Origin of the sequence: Streptomyces tremellae, from assembly GCF_039540215.1 — a bacterium.
Taxonomy (GTDB): domain Bacteria; phylum Actinomycetota; class Actinomycetes; order Streptomycetales; family Streptomycetaceae; genus Streptomyces; species Streptomyces tremellae.
Window position 1 is genome coordinate 12,298 of record NZ_BAABEP010000073.1, and the last position, 17,705, is coordinate 30,002.

Consider the following 17,705-nt stretch of genomic DNA (forward strand, 5'->3'; position numbering starts at 1 on the left):
GCGGGCGGTGGAGGGAGAGGACTCCGGGCCGGGCCGTCAGCGGGCGCCGGCCGGGGCCGTGGGGCCGCCCGCCCCGGCGTCCGCGCCGCGTCCGGCCGCGTGCCCCCGCGCGGCCACCGCGGCCCGGTCCATCACCACCAGCCGGGCGCGCTTGGCCGGCAGCCGGACCTCAGGCAGGTCGACCTCGGGCAGCACGATCTCCGGCCCTGGCTCGAAGCCGCTGCGCGCGAACCGCGCGAGCGCCTTCTCGTTGGCGGCGTCCGGCTCGGCGACGATCCTGCGGCACGCCGGGTCGGCGAGGACGAAGTCGACGATCACCGAAAGCAGCGCCGCGGTGAAGCCCGCGTCGGCCCGGCCGCCGGGCGGCGGGCCGAGCAGCAGGTGGATACCGGTGTCGCCGGGTCTCGCCTGATAGCACTCGGCGACCCGGTCGGCCGTCGCGTCGTACGTCACGAGCAACGCCACCGGCGTCCCGTCCCGGCGCACCAGGTGGGCGTGGTGGGTGGTGAGCGTCGCCATGTGGGCGTAGGCGTCCCTGACCTCGTCACGGGTCGCGCCGGTCATGCCCCAGAAGCGGGCGCGGTCCTCGCTGACCCAGGAGTGCAGCAGGTCCGCGTCGGCCTCCGCGTCCAGCGGTGTGACGGTGACCGTGCCGAAACCGTCGACCCTGCTCTCGTGGAGCGGGGCTGAGGAGGGTGTGCGGGGAGCGGTCATGGCGGTCTCCTTCGTCAGCAGGCCCCAGTCGGTGGTGACGGGGGCGAGTTCGCCGCGCAGCCACAGCGGCAGCTGGTCGCGGTGGTGCGGGCTGTCCGGCACACCGGACGCGCCGAACGGCACGACCCACCGGCTGTCGTCGCGCCGGTGGAGGTCCCAGACGTAGCGCGCGGCCGGGCCGCGCGCGCTCAGATCGGTGGCGCCCGGCACGCTGGAGGTGGACAGCACGCAGTCGTGGTCGCCCCCGAGCGGCGGCAGTTCGGTGGCAGGCGCGCACGGCAGCGCCTGCCACCACACCAGCCGGTGGGTGTCGCCCCACACCGGACGGGCGCCTTGCGGGCCCTCGCCGGCGACCGCGTCGAGCGCGTCGGCGACGAGCGCGGTCCGCTCCCGCGGCGGCACCAGCCGGCTGCCCAGCAGGCTCTCCAGCGCGTACGCGACCCGCGGCAGCGGCGCGAGCCACGGCGAGAACGGCTCCGGGTACCCGGGGATACCGGCGAGCGGCGCCAGCGCCGGGTGCGCGGCGACCCGGCGTACGACCTCGGCCCGCAGCCGCGCGTACGCGGCGGCGCCCTCGCTCTCTGCGTCCATCCGGCGGTCCCAGCGCAGCAGCCGGCCGCGCAGCGCCGCGGCCGGCGCCGACCGCACCGGTGCCTCGGCCACGGCGGTCAGCAGGGTGTCGGCGGACGCGAGCAGTGTGTCGGTGTGGATCGCCGCCATGTCCGCGGCGCGCCACCCACCCTGCGGTGCGCGGGCGAGCAGCGCGCGGATCCGGCGCTCCCGGTGCGGCGGCGCGAACTCCACGCCCAACGGCGTCGCGATACCCGGGGCGTTGGCCATGACGGTGGGTCCCGTCACCGGCGCGCGCGGGGCCGCCTCCTGCCCGTCGCGCCACGCGTGGCGCCCGTCCCGTGCCGGTACGACACGGCGCGAGGCCGCCCGGTCCCGTACCGGCACGGCACCCGCCACCCGGTGCAGCAGGCCCCCAGCCGTGTCCGCGGCGAGGACCACGTTCACCGGCTCCACCCAGTGGTCGAGCGCCCGGTCCACGTCCTCGACGGTGCGGGCCCGCAGCAGCGCGGGCAGCGTCCTGAAGCCCGCGTCGGCGCGCACCCGCGGCAGATGGCGCAGGCTGACGGCCGCCGTGCCCCCGCCCGCCGGGTCGCCAGGCGGTTCGCCCGGAGATCCGTCGAGGACCACCGGGCCCCGCTCGGTCTCCACCACCTCGACCTCCACGGGAGCCGCGCCCGCCACCTCGATCACCTCCGTGTGGCGGTGCGCGGGCCGCGGGCCGGCCGGCCCGCGGGCCGTGAGCCCGGTCGGGCCTCCCGGGCTCAGCCGCTCCTCGTACAGGTCCTGGTAGTCCGCCATGGAGTTGGTGACCGACCAGGCGACGGAGCCCGCGTGCCCGAAGTGCGCGAGCCCCGGCACCCCGGGCACGGCGAGACCGACGACGTCGTACTCCGGGCAGGCCAGCCGGATCTGCTGGTAGACGCCCGGAGCCTCGATGAAGCGGTGCGGGTCGCCCGCGAGCAGGGCGGAGCCGGTCGCGGTGAGGCCGCCCGGCACCAGCCATCCGTTGCTGCCGCTCGTCCCGGGTCCGTCCGTGGCGAACAGGTCGACCGCGTCCTCGCCGAGCCGCTTCGCGACCTCCGTGCGCCACAGCTTGGCCGGGAAGCCGGCGAAGAGGATGTGCGCGGAGAGCCACACCCCGATGGGCGTCCACGGCCGCCACTGCCCGGGCGCCGTGCGCGCCGCGGCGAACTCCGGTGCCGCCGCCGCCCCCTGTGCGAGTCCCGCGTTCACCCCCGCCGCGTAGGCCGTGACCCAGGACGCGGTCCGCGGGTCGAGCGCGGCGAAGCAGCGCCGCGCCGTGTCCGCGAGCCGTGCGCGCCGTGCGAACCGGTCCCACGCGACGGCGGACGGCCCGAGGAACGACGCCGACGTCCCCTCCGCCCGGTGCTGTTCGACGTGGAGCTGCCACGCCCGGTCCCGCGCGGTGACCTGGCCCTGCCCGTGGGCGAGTGCCTCGTGGCTCCCCGCGCGGACGTGCGGCACGCCCCAGCCGTCGCGCCAGAACTCGGTCTCCATGACCCCCACCCCCATCGTGTTAGGTTAGCCTAACCTTAATATCGGTCCGGCTTTTCGTACGGAGGGGTGGTCCCATGGGACACGGCTGGGAGGGCGCGGTCCTGAAGCTCCTGCGCGGCAAGGACTTCACACTGACCGTGACGGGCACCGAGAGCGTGACCGAGCACTACCGGCGCATCCGGGTCACCGACGGCGGGATGCTCGCCGCCACCGGGGTCCACCCCACCATGTGGGTCAGGCTGTGGTTCGAGGGCCAGGGCCGCAGGCACCAGCGCGCCTACACCCTCGTCGACCCCGACCCGGCGAGGGGCGTGTTCTCCCTGGAGTTCGCCCTGCACGACGGGCGGGCAAGCGACTGGGCGCGCCGCGCGGCGCCTGGCGACACCATCGAGGCGACCGTCCAGGGCAGCGGCTTCACACCGCCAAAACCGCCGCCCGCGCCGCTCTGCGTCATCGGCGACACGGCCTCACTGCCCGCCGCGACCAGCCTGCTCGCCGGCGCCCCCGACGGCGTCCGGACGACCGTGTGGTTCGAGACGGTGCACGACTCCGACGCCGGCCTGGCCGCCCGGCTGGCCGAGGCTCCCGGGCGCACCCTGCACGCGGTGCGGCGCGAGGGCGGCGGCGCCGCCCTCGTACGACGGGTCCGCGAGACCCTCCCCGGACTCCTCGGCGACCCGGCCGAGGCGTACGTGTGGATCGCCTGCGACACCGCGACCACCAGGGCCCTCGCCGCCTGCGCCCGCGAGCACGGAGTCCCCAGGCGGCGGATCAGCGCGCTCGGCTACTGGCGCGCCGCCTGACGCCGGCCCGCGGGCGTCCGCCGCCCGTCCCCTGCTCATCCGCCGGGGCAGCGGTGCAGCGCGAGCAGTGCCTGGTCGTCGTGGACCCGGCCGTGCGTGTAGCGGGTCACGTCGCGCAGCAGCAGGTCCAGCAGGGCGCCGGGGGAGGGAGGCCTGCCGGACAGGCGGCGCTGACGGCTCCACAGATGCGCCAGCCGCACGGCCGGGTCGTAGAAGACGCCGTCGCGGTTGCGCGCCTCCGTGCACCCGTCGGTGAGCAGGACCAGCGTCGAGCCGGGCGGGAAGGCGAACGTGTCCACCGGTGCGTCCCACCGGCCCAGGCTCATCATGCCCAGCGGAGGTGCCTCCTGCGAGGGCGCGAGCACCCGCGCCGCCCCGTCGGGTCCGAGCAGGACCGGCGCGGGGTGCCCGCGGTTGACGAGCCGTACCTGTTCGAGGCCCGGGGTGAACTCCGCGATCAGCGCGGTGGTGAAGCCCTCGGACTCCTCTTCGCCGTGCCGGCGCAGCCCCTCGCGCAGCAGCGCCTCGTCCAGCGACTGCGCGAGCGCCGGCAGGTCGTCCGCCTGGTCCGCCGCGAAGCGGAAGGCCCCGATGTCGACACTGACCGCGGACACCGCGTCAAGGCCCTTGCCCCGTACGTCCCCGATCATCGCCCGCACGCCGTGCGGGGTCTGCTGCACCACGTACAGGTCACCGCCGATGAGCGCCTCGCGGTCGGCCGGTGCGTACCGGGCGGCGACGGACAACTCACCCAGGTTCAATGGTGGATTCGGCAGCACCGCCTTCTGCGCGACGGCCGCGGTGTGGCGGGCGTTGCGCGCCGTGGTGTGCTGTGCGCGCAACGAGCGGTTCAGTGTGACGGCGAGCGCGGTGACCGCGGCAAGCGCGATCTGGTTCGCCAGGCCACGCTGCCACCCGAACGTCCCCTCGACGTCGGCCAGCACCGCGTGCACCCCCATCGCCAGCACGCCCACCGTGACGATGCCGCGCGCCCTGAGCGTCGTCACCGCGGCCACCGGCGCCACGGCCAGCAGTGACGCGGACGCCACCGGTGTATAGAGGTCCGCGAGGACCGCCCCCACGATCACGCCGCACGGCAGTGCGACCCTTGCCCATCGACGCGCTCTCGTTCTCACCCCGACACTGTGCCTGCCGACACTCCCCACCCGTGGGTACCTTCCCGGTGTTTTGCGTACCTGGCGAGCCGTCCCGCTCCCGTCCGCGCCGCCGCCTGCCCGCCCTGGCAGCCGCCCCTGCGCTCCGCACGGCAACCGCGAACCCGCTGAACCACCCTATAGGGAAAGCCACTTGAGGTGCCAATGGCGCCGCGCGTGCGGTGTGTGCCCGCCGCCGCGCCGCACCCGCCCGCCGGAGCTGTGCGGCAGACGGGTGAACTCGGCCCCGGCGCGGCACCCGACCGTTCGCACAGACGCGCGAGACGGCGGGCGCCCGAGGTCAGCCCGCGGCGGGGCAGCTGCCGGAGCGCGGCGGCGCGGCGTCCTTGAGGAACCGGGTCACGACCTCGCCCGCGCACGACGACGGCCGCGAGCGCGGCGGCCCGCCGAACAAGGGCGACGTGCACGATTGAGCCCCTTCCCACCGAAAACCCTGCGACGCCAGTCTCCCGACCGTCCTCCGCACCCGGATCAACCCGCGGGGTGGAACCGCCGACGCGTCCGGCCCGGGGCCTCCGGCGGGCGCCTCTCCGGCGCGTGGCCGCCGGCCGTGGCCCCGCCCCGGCAATACGCCGCCCTCTCGGACCTCGGACCTCGGACCTCGCGCCTCGGACAGAGGCCGGGGGCCGGGGGCGCGGCCCGCGACGGCCACGCGCTCGTGCGCCACGGTGGGCCGTGAGTGCCGCGGGCGCGCGCGTGCCGGCGGGCGAAGCGCGCCACGGCCGCGCGTGCTCCGGCGGGGCCACGAGCGCCGCGGCGACCTGCGATTCTCAGGCTGTTCACAGGTCCGGGCAAGGAAACTCTCACGCCGTGTTGCCACCGTGCCACCATGACGACCGCCTCATTCCAGGAGCAGCCCCGGCTGCTGCGGCCCGACGGATCGCCCGTGCGGGTGCTCGTCGTGGACGACGAGACCGCGATCACCGAGCTGCTGTCCATGGCCTTGCGCTACGAGGGCTGGGAGGTGAGGACCGCGGGCGACACCGCGTCCGCCGTGCGCGCCGCACGCGATTTCCGCCCGGACGCCGTCGTGCTCGACGTGATGCTGCCCGACGCGGACGGCCTCACCGCGCTCGGCCGGATCCGCGACCACCTCCCCGAGGTGCCGGTACTGTTCCTCACCGCACGCGACGCCGTCGAGGACCGCATCGCCGGGCTCACGGCCGGTGGCGACGACTACGTCACCAAGCCGTTCAGCCTGGAGGAGCTCGTCGTCCGCATGCGCGGGCTGATCCGCAGGTCCGGCGCGGCCGCCGCCCGCAACGAACGCCTCCTGACCGTCGGCGACCTCGTTCTCGACGAGGACAGCCGCGAGGTCCGCCGCGGCGGCGACCAGATCGACCTGACCGCCACCGAGTTCGAGCTGCTGCGCTACCTGATGCGCAACCCCCGCCGCGTGCTCAGCAAGGCACAGATCCTCGACCGCGTGTGGTCCTACGACTTCGGAGGCAAGGCCAATGTCGTCGAGCTGTACATCTCCTACCTGCGCCGCAAGATCGACGCCGGCAGGCAGCCGATGATCCACACCAGGCGCGGCGCCGGCTACGTCCTGCGCGCCGCCGAACCCGAGCAGCCCCCCGGGTGCGGCCCGCAGAGCGCCCCCGGAGCCCGGGACACACCATGACCCGCCGGAGCCCCCGCGCGCCACGAACCGCGCGCCGCCGCCTGCCCCGCCCACGCGCCCACCCCCGCTCGCTCCGCACCCGCCTCGTGCTCTCGGCGGTCGCGCTGATCGCGGTCGTCGCCTCCGTCATCGGCGCCGTCACCACCATCGCCTACCGGTCCTACCTGTACGACCAGCTCGACGCGCAGACGCTCACCGTCGCCACCCGGGCCGCGGGACCGCCTCCCGGCGCCCTCCACGGCTCCGTGCCCCCGCCCGGCGCACCGCTCGCCAGGGACCCGCTGACCGCGGTGACCGGCGGCGGCGCGCCCGTGGGCACCGTCGGTGCCCGGATAGGGGAGGACGGCACCCTCGACCGCGCCGTCCGCAGCACCGAGCACCAGGACACGGACCGCTTCGGCCAGGTCACCGAGGCCCGCCTGACGACGACCCAGAGCGCCGCCCTCGCCACCGTCGCCCGCGACGGCTCCCCGCACACCGTCACACTGCCGGGACTCGGCGACTACCGGGTACGCCACACCGACGGCGTCAACGGCGACTTCCTGGTCGGACTGCCCCTCGAATCCCTGCACGACAGCCTCACCACACTGGTCCTCGTCGAGGCATGCGTCACCGGCGCGGGCCTCGTCGCGGCGGGACTCACCGGCAACGCCCTCATCGGCATGGCGCTGCGGCCGCTGCGCCGGGTCGCCGCCACCGCGACCCGCGTGTCCGAACTGCCCCTGCACAGCGGCGAGGTGATGCTCCACGAACGCGTACCGCTCGCCGAGGCCGACCCCGCGACCGAGGTCGGCCAGGTCGGCGCCGCACTCAACCGCATGCTCGGGCACGTCGCCTCCGCGCTCGCCGCCCGCCAGGAGAGCGAGACCCGGGTCCGCAGGTTCGTCGCCGACGCGGGCCACGAACTGCGCACCCCCCTCGCCTCCATCCGCGGATACGCCGAACTCACCCGCCGCGGCCGGGAGGAGCCCGGCCCCGACACCCGGCACGCGCTGCGCAGGATAGAGTCCGAGGCCCTGCGCATGGCGGGTCTCGTGGACGACCTGCTGCTGCTCGCCAGACTCGACCAGGGCCGCCCGCTCGAACAGGCGCCCGTCGACCTCGTACCGCTGCTCGTGGACGCGGTCAGCGACGCCCGCGCCGCCGGCCCGGGCCACCGCTGGAGCCTCGAACTGCCGCCTCCCGAAACCGAGTCGGCCCGTACGACCGTACGCGGCGACGCGGCGCGGCTGCATCAGGTCCTGGCCAACCTCCTCGCCAACGCCCGCACGCACACCCCGCCGGGCACCTCCGTCGTCGCCCGCGTGGTCCCCGCCCCTGGCCCGCACCTGTCCGTCGTCGTCGAGATAGCGGACAACGGACCCGGAATCCCCGAGGAGTTGCTGCCCCGCGTCTTCGAACGTTTCGCGCGCGGCGACGCCTCCAGGTCCCGCGCCGCCGGCTCCACGGGGCTCGGACTCGCGATCGTACGGGCTGTCACCGCGACCCACGGCGGCACCGTGGACGCCGCCTCGCGTCCCGGCCGCACCCTCTTCACGCTGACACTGCCCGCGGCCCCCGCACAGGAAGATGCCCCGGCCCACAGCCTCAGCACAGGGTGAGCACACTGCCGCGACAGCGCGCCCCGGCAGCGTGGTACCCATGCGCACCGACACCCCACCCGGGGACGCGCTTCCGGCCCGCGAGCACCTGCCCGCGGCACCCGCAGGCGCTCCCGTACTGGACGTGACCATCCCCGTGTACAACGAGGAACAGGACCTCGCGCCCTGCGTCCACCGACTCCACGACCACCTCACCCGCACCTTCCCCTACGGTTTCCGCATCACCATCGCGGACAACGCCTCCACCGACCGCACCCCGCAGATCGCGGCCGGGCTCGCCGCGCGGATCCCCGAAGTGCGCTCCTTCCGCCTGGAGGAGAAGGGCCGGGGCCGCGCCCTGCGCGCCGTGTGGGCCCACTCCGACGCCCCCGTGCTCGCCTACATGGACGTCGACCTGTCCACCGGGCTCAACGCCCTGCTGCCCCTCGTGGCGCCCCTGATCTCCGGCCACTCCGACCTGGCCATCGGATCCCGGCTCGCCCGCACCTCGCGCGTGGTGCGCGGCCCGAAGCGAGAGTTCGTCTCACGCGCCTACAACGTGATCCTCAAGTCCTCGCTCTCCGCACGCTTCAGCGACGCGCAGTGCGGCTTCAAGGCCGTACGCGCCGATGTCGCCGCGAAGCTGCTGCCGATGGTCGAGGACACCGGCTGGTTCTTCGACACCGAGATGCTGGTCCTCGCGGAGCGTGCGGGACTGCGCATCCACGAGGTCCCCGTCGACTGGGTCGACGACCCCGACAGCCGCGTCCACATCGTCCGCACCGCCGTCGACGACCTCAAGGGCGTGTGGCGCGTCGGCAGGGCACTCGCCACGGGAGCGCTGCCGCTGGAGCGCCTCGCCCGCCCCCTCGGCGACGACCCGCGCGAGACCGAGGCAGCGCGGGGCGCGGGGCGGTTGGTGCGCCAGGTCGCGGGCTTCTGCGGGGTGGGCGTCCTGTCCACGCTGTTCTACCTGCTGCTGTACGCGCTGTTCCGCGGCGGACTCGGCGCGCAGGGCGCCAACGCGGCCGCCCTGCTGGTCTCCGCCGTCGCCAACACGGCAGCCAACCGGCGCCTGACCTTCGGCGTGCGGGGCCGCGGGCGCGCGGTGCGCCACCAACTCCAGGGCCTCGTCGTCTTCGCCGTCGGACTCGCCCTCACCAGCGGCTCCCTCGCCGCGCTCGGCACCGCCACGGGCAACGCCTCGCACACCGCGGAACTCGCGGTGCTCGTCGCCGCCAACCTCGCCGCGACGGTCCTGCGCTTCCTGCTCCTGCGCGCCTGGGTCTTCCCCGACCGCGCGGCGCCCGGCCCCGAGCGCGCCGCACCCGGCGTCGCCGCAGCGCCCGCCGCCCCCGTACCCACCCCCGCCCCGGACCCGGTGGCATCCTCCGCACCCACGCCGCCCTCAACCCTTCCCACGTCCACCACCACCACCTCAGGCGAACGGACCGCACGATGACGACCACCTCCCCGACCGCTGCCGCCCCCGGCGCCAGGCACACCGGCCACGCCGCGCGCGGCTCCGGCGCCGCCCGGCTGTGGCGCGGACGGGACACCGACCCGCCGTGGGCGCGGCCCGCGCTGCTCGCCCTGCTGGTCCTGACCGCCGTGCTCGAACTGTGGAACCTGAGTGCCTCCGGCTACGCCAACTCCTTCTACTCGGCGGCCGTGCAGGCGGGCTCCACCAGCTGGAAGGCGTTCCTCTTCGGCTCGTCGGACGCGGGCAACTCCATCACCGTCGACAAGCCGCCCGCCGCCCTGTGGCCCATGGCGCTCTCGGTGCGCCTGTTCGGCCTCGGCTCCTGGCAGATCCTGGTGCCGCAGGCGCTGATGGGCGTCGGCACCGTCACCGTGCTGTACGCGGCCGTCCGCCGCAGGTTCGACGCGACCGCCGGGCTCCTCGCCGGAGTGGCCCTCGCGCTCACCCCCGTCGCCGCGATGATGTTCCGCTTCAACAACCCCGACGCGCTGCTCGCGCTCCTGATGACCGCCACGGTCTACTGCGTGCTGCGCGCCCTCGAAAACGCGCGTACCCGGTGGCTCGTGGCCGCGGGCGCCCTGCTCGGCTTCGCCTTCCTCACCAAGACCCTCCAGGCGTTCCTGATCGTCCCGCCGCTCGCCGTGGTGTACGCCGTGTGCGCCCCGGCCACACTGCGTCGCAGGCTCGGTGGACTGCTGGCCGCGGGCCTCGCACTGGTGGTCGCGGGCGGCTGGTGGGTGGCGCTCGTACAGCTCTGGCCCGCCGCTTCCCGGCCGTACATCGGCGGGTCGCAGAACAACTCGTTCCTCGAACTGACCTTTGGGTACAACGGCTTCGGCCGCCTGACCGGCGACGAGACCGGCAGCGTGGGCGGCCCCGAGTCGGGCGGCCCAGGCGGCGGGGGAGGACCCGGCGGCGGCGCAGGCTTCGGCGGCGGCGGTACGACCGGGATCGGCCGCGTCTTCGGCGACGCGCTCGGCGGGCAGGTGTCCTGGCTGATGCCCGCGGCGCTGCTGCTCCTCGTCGCGGGTCTCGTCCTCACCCGCAGGGCGCCCCGAACGGACGCCGTCCGCGCCGCCTTCCTCGTCTGGGGCGGCTCGCTCCTCGCGACGGCGGCCGTCTTCAGCTTCATGGCGGGGATCTTCCACCAGTACTACACCGTCGCCCTCGCCCCGTACCTGGCCGCGCTCGTCGGCATGGGGGCCTCGACGCTCTGGCGGGAGCGCGGGCGCCCGTTCGCGGCCGTCGCGCTGTGCGTCACGGTCCTCGCGACGGCGGTATGGGCGTACGTCCTGCTCGGCCGCACCCCCGACTACCTGCCGTGGCTGCGCTGGGCGATCCTCGCGGCCGGTGTCGTCGCTGCCGCCGCCGTCCCGCTGTCCCGGCGCCCGCGCGCCGGCGCCCTGGTGGCGGGCGTCGCGCTCGCCGCCGCGCTCGCCGGTCCGTTCGCGTACACGATGACGACCGTCGCGGCCCCGCACACCGGCTCGATCATCACCGCGGGCCCCGCCTCCGCGGGCGGCATGCCCGGCTTCGGCGGCGGACGCCCCGAAGGCGGCTTCGGCAACCGCGCCGGCGGCACCGGCCGCGGCATGCCGCCCGGGGCGCAGCAGGGCGGCCCAGGCCGGAACACGGGCACTACGGGCTCCGCCGGCCGTCCGGCCGGCGGGCAGCTCCCCGGCGGGGCCGCACCCCAGAACGGCGCGGTCCCCGGCGCCGGGACGTCCCCCGGCGGCACCACACCGGCGGAAGGCGCCGGCTTCCCGGGCTCCGGCGGCGGGCGGGGCCGGGGCGAGGGCGGCATGGGCGGCGGCGGACTGCTCGACGGGCAGAAGGCCGGCTCCGCCGTCACGGCCGCGCTCAAGAAGGACGCGTCCCGCTACACCTGGGTCGCCGCGGCCATCGGTTCGCAGAACGCCGCGAGCTACCAGCTCGCCACCGAGAAGCCCGTGATGCCGATCGGAGGCTTCAACGGCAGCGATCCGTCGCCCACCCTCGCCCAGTTCAAGCAGTACGTGGCGGCCGGCCGCATCCACTACCTCCTCTCCGAGGGAGAGGGCGGCGGCGGAGGACCGCGCCCCGGCGGCAGCACGGGCACGGCCATCACCACCTGGGTGGAGAAGACGTACACCAAGGTCACCGTGGACGGCACCACGCTCTACGACCTGACCAAGCCGCTCAGCGGCTGAACGACGGCGGCCCGCGGGAGGGGCCCGGGCGCTCGGCGCCCCGGGCCCCTCCCGCGGGCCCGGGGCCTCGCCCTTGCACCGGCCGATTCCGGGCACACGGCCAGGGACCAGACGGCGAGCCGGAGGAGGAGTGATGTCGGACGAATCCTCACTGAGGGCGGTGGGGTGGGCGCGCTCCCTGCCGCTGAGCAGCGGGGTCAAGGCGGCCAGGGACTGGACCCGCGAGCACTTGGAGACCCTCGGATGGCTGCGCACCGCGCCGGACACGGCGGACTCGGTGCTGCTGACCGTCTCGGAGCTCGTCACCAACGCGCACGTCCACGCCCGCAGCGCCGCACAGCTCATCCTGGCCTGGGACAACGAGTGCCTGCACGTCACGGTGCACGACTCCTCCACCCGCCTGCCGCAGCCCCGCGTGCCCACCGAGGGCGCCACGGGCGGCCGCGGCATCTTCCTCGTCGACGCGCTCGCCGACACCTGGGAGGCGCACCCCTGCCCCAACGGCAAGGACGTCATGGCCTGCTTCCGTCCCCCGGCCGGCGCGACCACCGCCTAGGCGTGCCCCTCCCGTCATGACGGCGGCAGGAGGGCGGCTATACGATGAAAAGCCAGGAACGACCGTCCGGTGAGCGCCGGGGAGGGACGCCCATGACCACTCCGCGTGACCTCGCCCTGCTCGCACTCGACACCGGACGGGACGCCGTCCCCGCGGCCGGGGAGCTCTCCCTCGCGCTCGCCGCGGCCGAGGCCCTCGACCTGCTCGCCGCCGGTGCCGCGTTCCTCGACGACACGTACCGCCTCGTCCCCGCCCCGGGGCCCGACGCCGCGGATCCCCTGCTCGGCGGGGCAGCCGCCGCGCTGGTGCGGGAGCGCCCCTACGAGCCGGTCGGCGAATGGCTGTGGCGCAGAGGACGCGACCTGTCGTCCCGCTACGCCGACGCGTTCGCCTCGGACGGGTTGCTGAGCCGGGAGCGGCGGCGCCTGCCCCTCCTGCGGCCCGGCCGCACCCGCCTCGCGGACTCACCGGAGCTGCGCGCCGCACGGCGGCGCCGCGCCGAGCGCGAGCCCGTACTCGCCGCGCTGGCGCGCGCCCTCGCGCTGCCGGCCCGACTGCCCGAGGAAGCGCCCCCGTTCGCCGAGGACGAGGCCGCCGTGCTCGCAGCGCTCGACGACGCGGTCGCCGAACTGCGGGCAGAGCGCGACCGCCGCACCCGCAGGCTGGAGGAGGCGGCGGCGGACAACCGCCGCCGCGGCTACTGACCCGCACCCCGCAAGGACATGCGACCCCGGTCACCGACCGGCGCGGTGAAGGCCGAGCGCCGCGCGCCGCGCCGCGGGCGGCCGTGATCCGCACCCGCACCGCGTCGGCCGTGACCGCCGCCGACGTGGCGAGGATGCGGGCGCAGCCGATCGTGGTGCCCGAGGCGACCTGCCGCCATACACCGCCCGCCCGGGCCTCCACCGTGAACGCCAAGACGCGCCGGCCCCGCGCGATGTCCTCGCCGAGCCGTACGCGGTCGAAGCGGGTGCCGGGCCGCAGCCGCACCTCGAGCGCCCCGGTGAGCGCACCCGCCGCGGGCGACCAGCCCGAGCCGGGCCGTCCGTCCGTCCGGGCGCGAACCACGCAGGACGGGCGGTCACCCGCCAGCAGGTTGCGCCCGTACACCTCGGCGACCGCAGGGCCGAAACCGGTCAGCGACGCCACGTCCGCCGGGTCGCCCCGGCCCGACGTGTCCGGCGGCACGTTCAGCAGGAGCACCGCGTTGCGGCCCACCGACGTCTCATAGAGCCTCAGCAACTCCTCGGCTGCCTTTGGCTGTTCGGACGGATGCCAGAACCACCCCGGCCGCAGGGACACCTCGGCCTCCGCGGGGAATCACTGGAGGTAGCGCACACCGGGCGCGGTGAAAGCCGTGTCCGAGCCGATGTCGGCGGCCTGTGGTCCGCCCGGCAGCAGGGTCTCGCCGTGCGCCGTGGCCGGGTCGGCGGTCGCCGGTGTCACACTCCACTCCGTCTCGCGGGCGCGGCCCTCCTCGTTGCCGACCCACCGGGTGCCCTGCGGCCCCGCGAACGTCACGGTGTCCGGGGAGAGCCTCCTGATCAGCCGGAACCAGGCGGTGAAGTCATAGTCCTCGGTGACCCCGCTGGACGACCACGGGTCGGCGCCGTCGAGTCACAGCTCGTCGATCGGGCCGTACTGCGTGAGCAGTTCGTAGAGCTGGTTGAGGTAGTACGCGTTGTAGTCGTCGGCGATCACCCGGAAGCCGGCAGCCGCCCCGAGCGCACCGCGGCGGCCCGGTCGTCGCCCGGCACCAGCGTCGGAATGGTCCGCTCCGCCCGCGTGCTCCCGCTGCCGTAGCGGCCGTGCCCGGCGGGGGAGCGGTCCCGGTCGTCGTACGTGGACTGCTCCTCGACGCTCAGCGGCACCCCCCGCGTCGTGCCGGGCCGTGATCTCCTCCACCCAGGTCCGGTGCCAGGCGTGCGGCAACTCGGCGCCGTCGGCGGGGGAGAGGTACCCCCCACCTTGAGGCCCGCGCGGCGCGCCGCGTCCAGATAGATTCCCAGCAGGTCGCCGCGCGGGTTGACGTTGCCGGTGTGCCGCATGCGCCAGTACGCGGCCGGGTCGGTGCCGCGCTCCCGCCCGGCCCGGGCCCTGGCGGCGCGCGCCGCCGCGTCGGGGCGGCCGCCGCGGTACCACCAGGCGACGCCGGCACCGAGTGCGCCGTGTAGCGCGTCGGACAGACGACGAAGCCGTCGTGGTGCTTCGCCGTCAGCATCACCTGCCTCATCCCCGCGGCGCGGTACGCCCGCATCCACTGTTCGACGTCGGCGGCCGGCGGGTCGAGAAGAGGGCCTCGTCCTCGCAGCCCGAACCCCACTCGTGGTCGGTGAAGGTGTTCATGCCGAAGTGCGTGAAGCCGGTGATCTCCCGTTCCTGCCGAGCCACTTGCGGTGCCCTCGGCACCACGCGGGCCGCCTTCGCCAGGATCTCGGCGGCGCCGTCGTCCGGCCCCACCGCCACCACGGAGCCAGGGGCCCCGCCGTACCCGGCCGCGCCCGCGGCGGCCCGCGCCGCCGCCGCGCCCGGCGCCGGCGCGACGATCCTCGCCGCCCCACGCCGTGAGGCCGCTCCCGGCCCGCATCCCGGAGGAGGACCGCGCACCGTACCGTACGGACATCCGGCGGTGACCTCGTCCTCGGCGTCGACGCGGGCGGCACCCGCACCCGCGCGGTCCTCGCCTCCGCCCGTCCCCACCACAGGCCCGCGCCCCACCTGGCCACCGGCACGTCCGGCCCGGGAAACGCCCTGTCCGTGCCGGAGGAAACCCTCACCGCCCACCTGCGCGAGGCAATCGTCGCGGCCGTCCACGCCCCGTCGCGGCCGCGGGTGCGCGCCGTCGTCGCGGGCTTCGCCGGCAGCTCGGCGCTCCCCGGCGACCCGGGCCGCGCCCGGGCATCGCACGCCCTCGCCCGCGCCCTGGCCGACCTCGGCATACGCCCCGAGCGCAGCGACGTGCACAGCGACGTCGAGATCGCGTTCGCCGGCGCGCCCGCCGCCCCGGCCCACGGACTCGTCCTCATCGCGGGCACGGGCGCCGTCGCCGCCCGGATCGCCGACCGCGCCGTCGCCGCCACGTCCGACGGGAACGGCTGTCTGCTCGGCGACGCCTGCAGCGGATTCTGGATCGGCCCGCAGGGCCCGTGCGCGCGGTGCTCGCCGCCGCCGGAGGACGCGGCGCGCCCACCCTGCTCACCGCCGCCGTGTGCGCCCACTACCTCGGCACGGACCGGCCCCCTGCCGACCTGAGGGACCGCCTCGTCCGCGCGGTCCACGCCCGCCCCGTTCTCGACCTGGCAGGACTCGACCTGGCAGGACTCGGACCGGCCGTCGCGGACACCGCCGCCCGCGGCGACCCGGCCGCCCGCACCATCCTCGCCACCGCCGCGGAGCGCCTCACCGCCACCCTCGCCCCCTGGCCCCGGCGCCCGGCGAGCCCCTCGTCACCACCGGCGGCCTCCTCGGCCCCGGGGCGTGCTCCTGACCGCCCTGGGCATCCGGCTTGCCCCTTCGGCCCCGCCCTCCACCCGGTCCGCGACGGCCTCCCCGGCGCCACCGCCCTCGCCGGAGCCCTGCTCTGACGGTCCCGCTTCACCCCATCAGGCGATCCCCGCGAGAACGGAGGAATGCCTTCCGGAGGCCCGGGTACCTGCCGTCGAGTACGACGAACGAGCCAACCAGGGAGGTATCCCATGGGCAAGCTGGGCGACATGGCGAACAAGGCCAAGGAGATGGCGAGGAGCCACCCGGACCAGGCCGACAAGGGCGTGGAGCGCGCCGAGCGCATGGTCGACGAGCGTACGGGCGACAAGTACGACTCCCAGACCGACAAGGCCGCGGACGCCGTGCGCCGCTCCTACGGCGACAAGGACAAGCCCGCCCACTGACGAAGCCTCCACCCGGCCCCCTGAGCACCCCGCTCAGGGGGCCGCCCCCTGCCCCGGCCCCCTGAGCGGGCGCGCCCGCAGGTCGGCTAGCGGCGGATGATCAGAAAGACCGCCGCCGCGACGAGGCCGAGCAGCACCGCGATGCCCCCGTAGCCGATCCGGTGTTCGCGCAGCACGGGCAGCGAACGGTCCACCGCGAACCTGCCGGGGCCGGTGAGCGCGACGACGCCGGCGAGGCACGCGAGCAGGAGCTCGTACTCAAGGCCCTGCGGCGCGAAGAAGCCGCCCCACTTGATACCGGCGGCGTTGACCATGTCGCCGAGAAGCGCCGCCGCGGCGAGCGGGGTCAGCAGGCCGAGGACGATCGCCACGCCGCCCCCGGTCTCGATGAGGCCCGCGACCACCGCGAGGAACTTGGCCGCCGGATACCCACTGGCCTTGAAGAACTGTGCCGTGCCGTCGACACCCCCGCCGCCGAACCAGCCGAACAGCTTCTGCGCCCCGTGTGCCGCCATGATCAGCCCGAAGACGACACGGAGCAGAAGGAGCCCGGTGTCCTGGGCCGTCGAGGCGGTCGCCACCGGTCCGCCGCCGACCGCCTCGGAGCCGCGCTGCCGGGCGAATACCTGCTGGATCGTCATGCTCGCTCCGTCGAGTAACTTGAGAGTTCAAGGAATACGGGACACGACCTTACAGGTGACCGTCCCGGCTTCCAACTTCCCTGGCGCAAACGGCGCGTCCGGGCGCACGGCAGTACAGCCCCGCAGAAGACGGGTGAAGGGCCCGGGAAGTGCACAAGATCGAAGGCCACCACGAGGGGCGGCGGGAAGGCCCCGCAGCCTGCCCGCGGTCCGAGGCGCTGCCCTGTCCGTGTGCGGCGGAAGGGCCCCTCAGCGCCGCGGCGGCGTCCCCGGCCCGGCCGCGCCGGGGCGGGTGTTCCACGACCACGCGTGCGCGCACCGCGGGCACTGGAGGTGGACCACGGGACCGTTGTTGGAGATCAGATAGCGCCAGTGCTCGAAGCAGTTGCGGCTGCTCGCGCACGCCGCACAGGAGCGGGCGTCCTGGCAGACCGGGCAATCCACCCAGGCCCGTCGCCCCGGATCGGCCTGCGGATCAATGGGGAGCCGCACGACCCGGCCCCTCCCCGGGCAGCACCCCCGCGGCGACGAGCATGTCGTAGGTGCGCTGCTGCTCGGCGTCCAGTCCCGAGTAGAGGAGCGCATACGCCTCGTCCTCGCCGCTCAGGGCGGCCACCGGGTCCCAGTGCTCACCGAGCCCGGCCACCACCTCGGCACGCCGGCGTGACTCGTCGGCGGTCAGGTCGAACGTGAAGGCTGCAAGGCCGGTGCTGTCGTCGTGGTTCATGGCGGGACTTCCGAGGGGTATGGCGGTTCCCTTGCAGGTGTACCAGCCACCGGCCCCGACCGGAAAGGGCGGTTCCGCGTCCGTCCGCACCGCCGGGCCACCGCGCCCGCCCCGCACCGAGGCCGGGGGAGCGCCTGGTCCCCGCCGAGCGCGGACCGTTGCCGATCGCTTGCGGGTACTTCCCGAACGAGCAGGCTGCCCTGGAATGCGTCTACAGGGCGGTCATGTCCCT

General features: G+C 75.4%; 14 protein-coding genes and 2 pseudogenes. 10 read left to right on the forward strand and 6 right to left on the reverse strand.

The genetic code is table 11. The annotated features are described in order from the left end of the window. Positions 1-36: 36 nt before the first annotated feature. Positions 37-2,820, reverse strand: coding sequence for a GNAT family N-acetyltransferase (locus ABEA77_RS30050; RefSeq protein WP_345654529.1), 2,784 nt, complete (start codon positions 2,818-2,820; stop codon positions 37-39). A 59-nt stretch (positions 2,821-2,879) separates the two neighbouring features. Here ABEA77_RS30050 and ABEA77_RS30055 point away from each other — a divergent pair, with 59 nt between their 5' ends. After that, entirely contained in the window at positions 2,880-3,608 is a 729-nt protein-coding gene (locus ABEA77_RS30055) for a siderophore-interacting protein (RefSeq protein ID WP_345654532.1), read from the forward strand. Between the two features lie 35 nt (positions 3,609-3,643). On the opposite strand, the gene ABEA77_RS30060 is transcribed toward ABEA77_RS30055, so the two are convergent. Next, positions 3,644-4,696, reverse strand: a complete 1,053-nt coding sequence (locus tag ABEA77_RS30060; RefSeq protein ID WP_345654535.1) for a PP2C family protein-serine/threonine phosphatase — start codon at positions 4,694-4,696, stop codon at positions 3,644-3,646. 916 nt (positions 4,697-5,612) lie between these two features. Between ABEA77_RS30060 and ABEA77_RS30065 the strand changes: the two genes are divergently transcribed. The 6 genes from ABEA77_RS30065 (at position 5,613) to ABEA77_RS30090 (ending at position 12,919) form a co-directional block, all read left to right on the forward strand. Further along, the gene (locus ABEA77_RS30065) at positions 5,613-6,407 is read left to right on the forward strand and encodes a response regulator transcription factor (RefSeq protein ID WP_345654537.1); all 795 of its coding nucleotides are present in this window, start codon (positions 5,613-5,615) and stop codon (positions 6,405-6,407) included. Continuing rightward, positions 6,404-8,008, forward strand: a complete 1,605-nt coding sequence (locus tag ABEA77_RS30070; RefSeq protein WP_345654540.1) for an ATP-binding protein — start codon at positions 6,404-6,406, stop codon at positions 8,006-8,008. Before ABEA77_RS30065 ends, ABEA77_RS30070 begins: the two co-directional genes overlap by 4 nt. A 40-nt stretch (positions 8,009-8,048) precedes the next feature. Beyond that, complete coding sequence (locus tag ABEA77_RS30075; protein ID WP_345654543.1) at positions 8,049-9,449, forward strand: bifunctional glycosyltransferase family 2/GtrA family protein; 1,401 nt, start codon at positions 8,049-8,051, stop codon at positions 9,447-9,449. Further along, the gene (locus ABEA77_RS30080) at positions 9,446-11,659 is read left to right on the forward strand and encodes a glycosyltransferase family 39 protein (RefSeq protein ID WP_345654545.1); all 2,214 of its coding nucleotides are present in this window, start codon (positions 9,446-9,448) and stop codon (positions 11,657-11,659) included. The genes ABEA77_RS30075 and ABEA77_RS30080 overlap by 4 nt, the downstream gene beginning before the upstream one ends. Before the next feature lie 133 nt (positions 11,660-11,792). Continuing rightward, positions 11,793-12,215: an ATP-binding protein gene (locus tag ABEA77_RS30085; protein WP_345654547.1), complete on the forward strand. Its 423-nt coding sequence runs from the start codon at positions 11,793-11,795 to the stop codon at positions 12,213-12,215. 92 nt (positions 12,216-12,307) lie between these two features. Continuing rightward, a complete protein-coding gene (locus ABEA77_RS30090) occupies positions 12,308-12,919 on the forward strand; it encodes a GPP34 family phosphoprotein (protein ID WP_345654549.1) in 612 nt (203 codons plus the stop codon). 61 nt (positions 12,920-12,980) lie between these two features. Here the strand turns inward: ABEA77_RS30090 and ABEA77_RS34035 are convergent. Further along, a pseudogene (locus ABEA77_RS34035) lies at positions 12,981-14,822 on the reverse strand (alpha-L-fucosidase); the annotation flags it as partial. Positions 14,823-14,915: 93 nt separating this feature from the next. Between ABEA77_RS34035 and ABEA77_RS30115 the strand changes: the two are divergent. The 3 genes and pseudogenes from ABEA77_RS30115 to ABEA77_RS30125 form a co-directional block, all read left to right on the forward strand. Continuing rightward, a pseudogene (locus tag ABEA77_RS30115) lies at positions 14,916-15,467 on the forward strand (hypothetical protein); the annotation flags it as partial. Beyond that, positions 15,422-15,799 carry a hypothetical protein gene (locus ABEA77_RS30120; protein ID WP_345654561.1) on the forward strand — a complete coding sequence of 126 codons (378 nt, stop codon included), beginning with the start codon at positions 15,422-15,424 and terminating at the stop codon, positions 15,797-15,799. The pseudogene ABEA77_RS30115 and the gene ABEA77_RS30120, both read left to right, overlap by 46 nt. 111 nt (positions 15,800-15,910) lie before the next feature. Next, entirely contained in the window at positions 15,911-16,105 is a 195-nt protein-coding gene (locus tag ABEA77_RS30125; protein ID WP_345654564.1) for an antitoxin, read from the forward strand. Between the two features lie 86 nt (positions 16,106-16,191). Here the strand turns inward: ABEA77_RS30125 and ABEA77_RS30130 are convergent, their stop codons facing one another. From ABEA77_RS30130 to ABEA77_RS30140, 3 genes are all read right to left on the reverse strand, one after another. Further along, positions 16,192-16,746 carry a DoxX family protein gene (locus tag ABEA77_RS30130; protein ID WP_345654566.1) on the reverse strand — a complete coding sequence of 185 codons (555 nt, stop codon included), beginning with the start codon at positions 16,744-16,746 and terminating at the stop codon, positions 16,192-16,194. Positions 16,747-16,995: 249 nt separating this feature from the next. Next, complete coding sequence (locus ABEA77_RS30135) at positions 16,996-17,238, reverse strand: hypothetical protein (RefSeq protein ID WP_345654569.1); 243 nt, start codon at positions 17,236-17,238, stop codon at positions 16,996-16,998. Beyond that, complete coding sequence (locus ABEA77_RS30140) at positions 17,222-17,473, reverse strand: DUF6400 family protein (RefSeq protein ID WP_345654572.1); 252 nt, start codon at positions 17,471-17,473, stop codon at positions 17,222-17,224. Before ABEA77_RS30140 ends, ABEA77_RS30135 begins: the two co-directional genes overlap by 17 nt. Positions 17,474-17,705 lie beyond the last annotated feature (232 nt).

Coding starts and splice junctions, on each gene's coding strand:
- ABEA77_RS30050 (WP_345654529.1), bottom strand. CDS start 2,820: ATGGGGGTGGGGGTCATGGAGACCGAGTTCTGGCGCGACGGCTGGGGC.
- ABEA77_RS30055 (WP_345654532.1), top strand. CDS start 2,880: ATGGGACACGGCTGGGAGGGCGCGGTCCTGAAGCTCCTGCGCGGCAAG.
- ABEA77_RS30065 (WP_345654537.1), top strand. CDS start 5,613: ATGACGACCGCCTCATTCCAGGAGCAGCCCCGGCTGCTGCGGCCCGAC.
- ABEA77_RS30070 (WP_345654540.1), top strand. CDS start 6,404: ATGACCCGCCGGAGCCCCCGCGCGCCACGAACCGCGCGCCGCCGCCTG.
- ABEA77_RS30075 (WP_345654543.1), top strand. CDS start 8,049: ATGCGCACCGACACCCCACCCGGGGACGCGCTTCCGGCCCGCGAGCAC.
- ABEA77_RS30080 (WP_345654545.1), top strand. CDS start 9,446: ATGACGACCACCTCCCCGACCGCTGCCGCCCCCGGCGCCAGGCACACC.
- ABEA77_RS30085 (WP_345654547.1), top strand. CDS start 11,793: ATGTCGGACGAATCCTCACTGAGGGCGGTGGGGTGGGCGCGCTCCCTG.
- ABEA77_RS30090 (WP_345654549.1), top strand. CDS start 12,308: ATGACCACTCCGCGTGACCTCGCCCTGCTCGCACTCGACACCGGACGG.
- ABEA77_RS30125 (WP_345654564.1), top strand. CDS start 15,911: ATGGGCAAGCTGGGCGACATGGCGAACAAGGCCAAGGAGATGGCGAGG.
- ABEA77_RS30130 (WP_345654566.1), bottom strand. CDS start 16,746: ATGACGATCCAGCAGGTATTCGCCCGGCAGCGCGGCTCCGAGGCGGTC.
- ABEA77_RS30140 (WP_345654572.1), bottom strand. CDS start 17,473: ATGAACCACGACGACAGCACCGGCCTTGCAGCCTTCACGTTCGACCTG.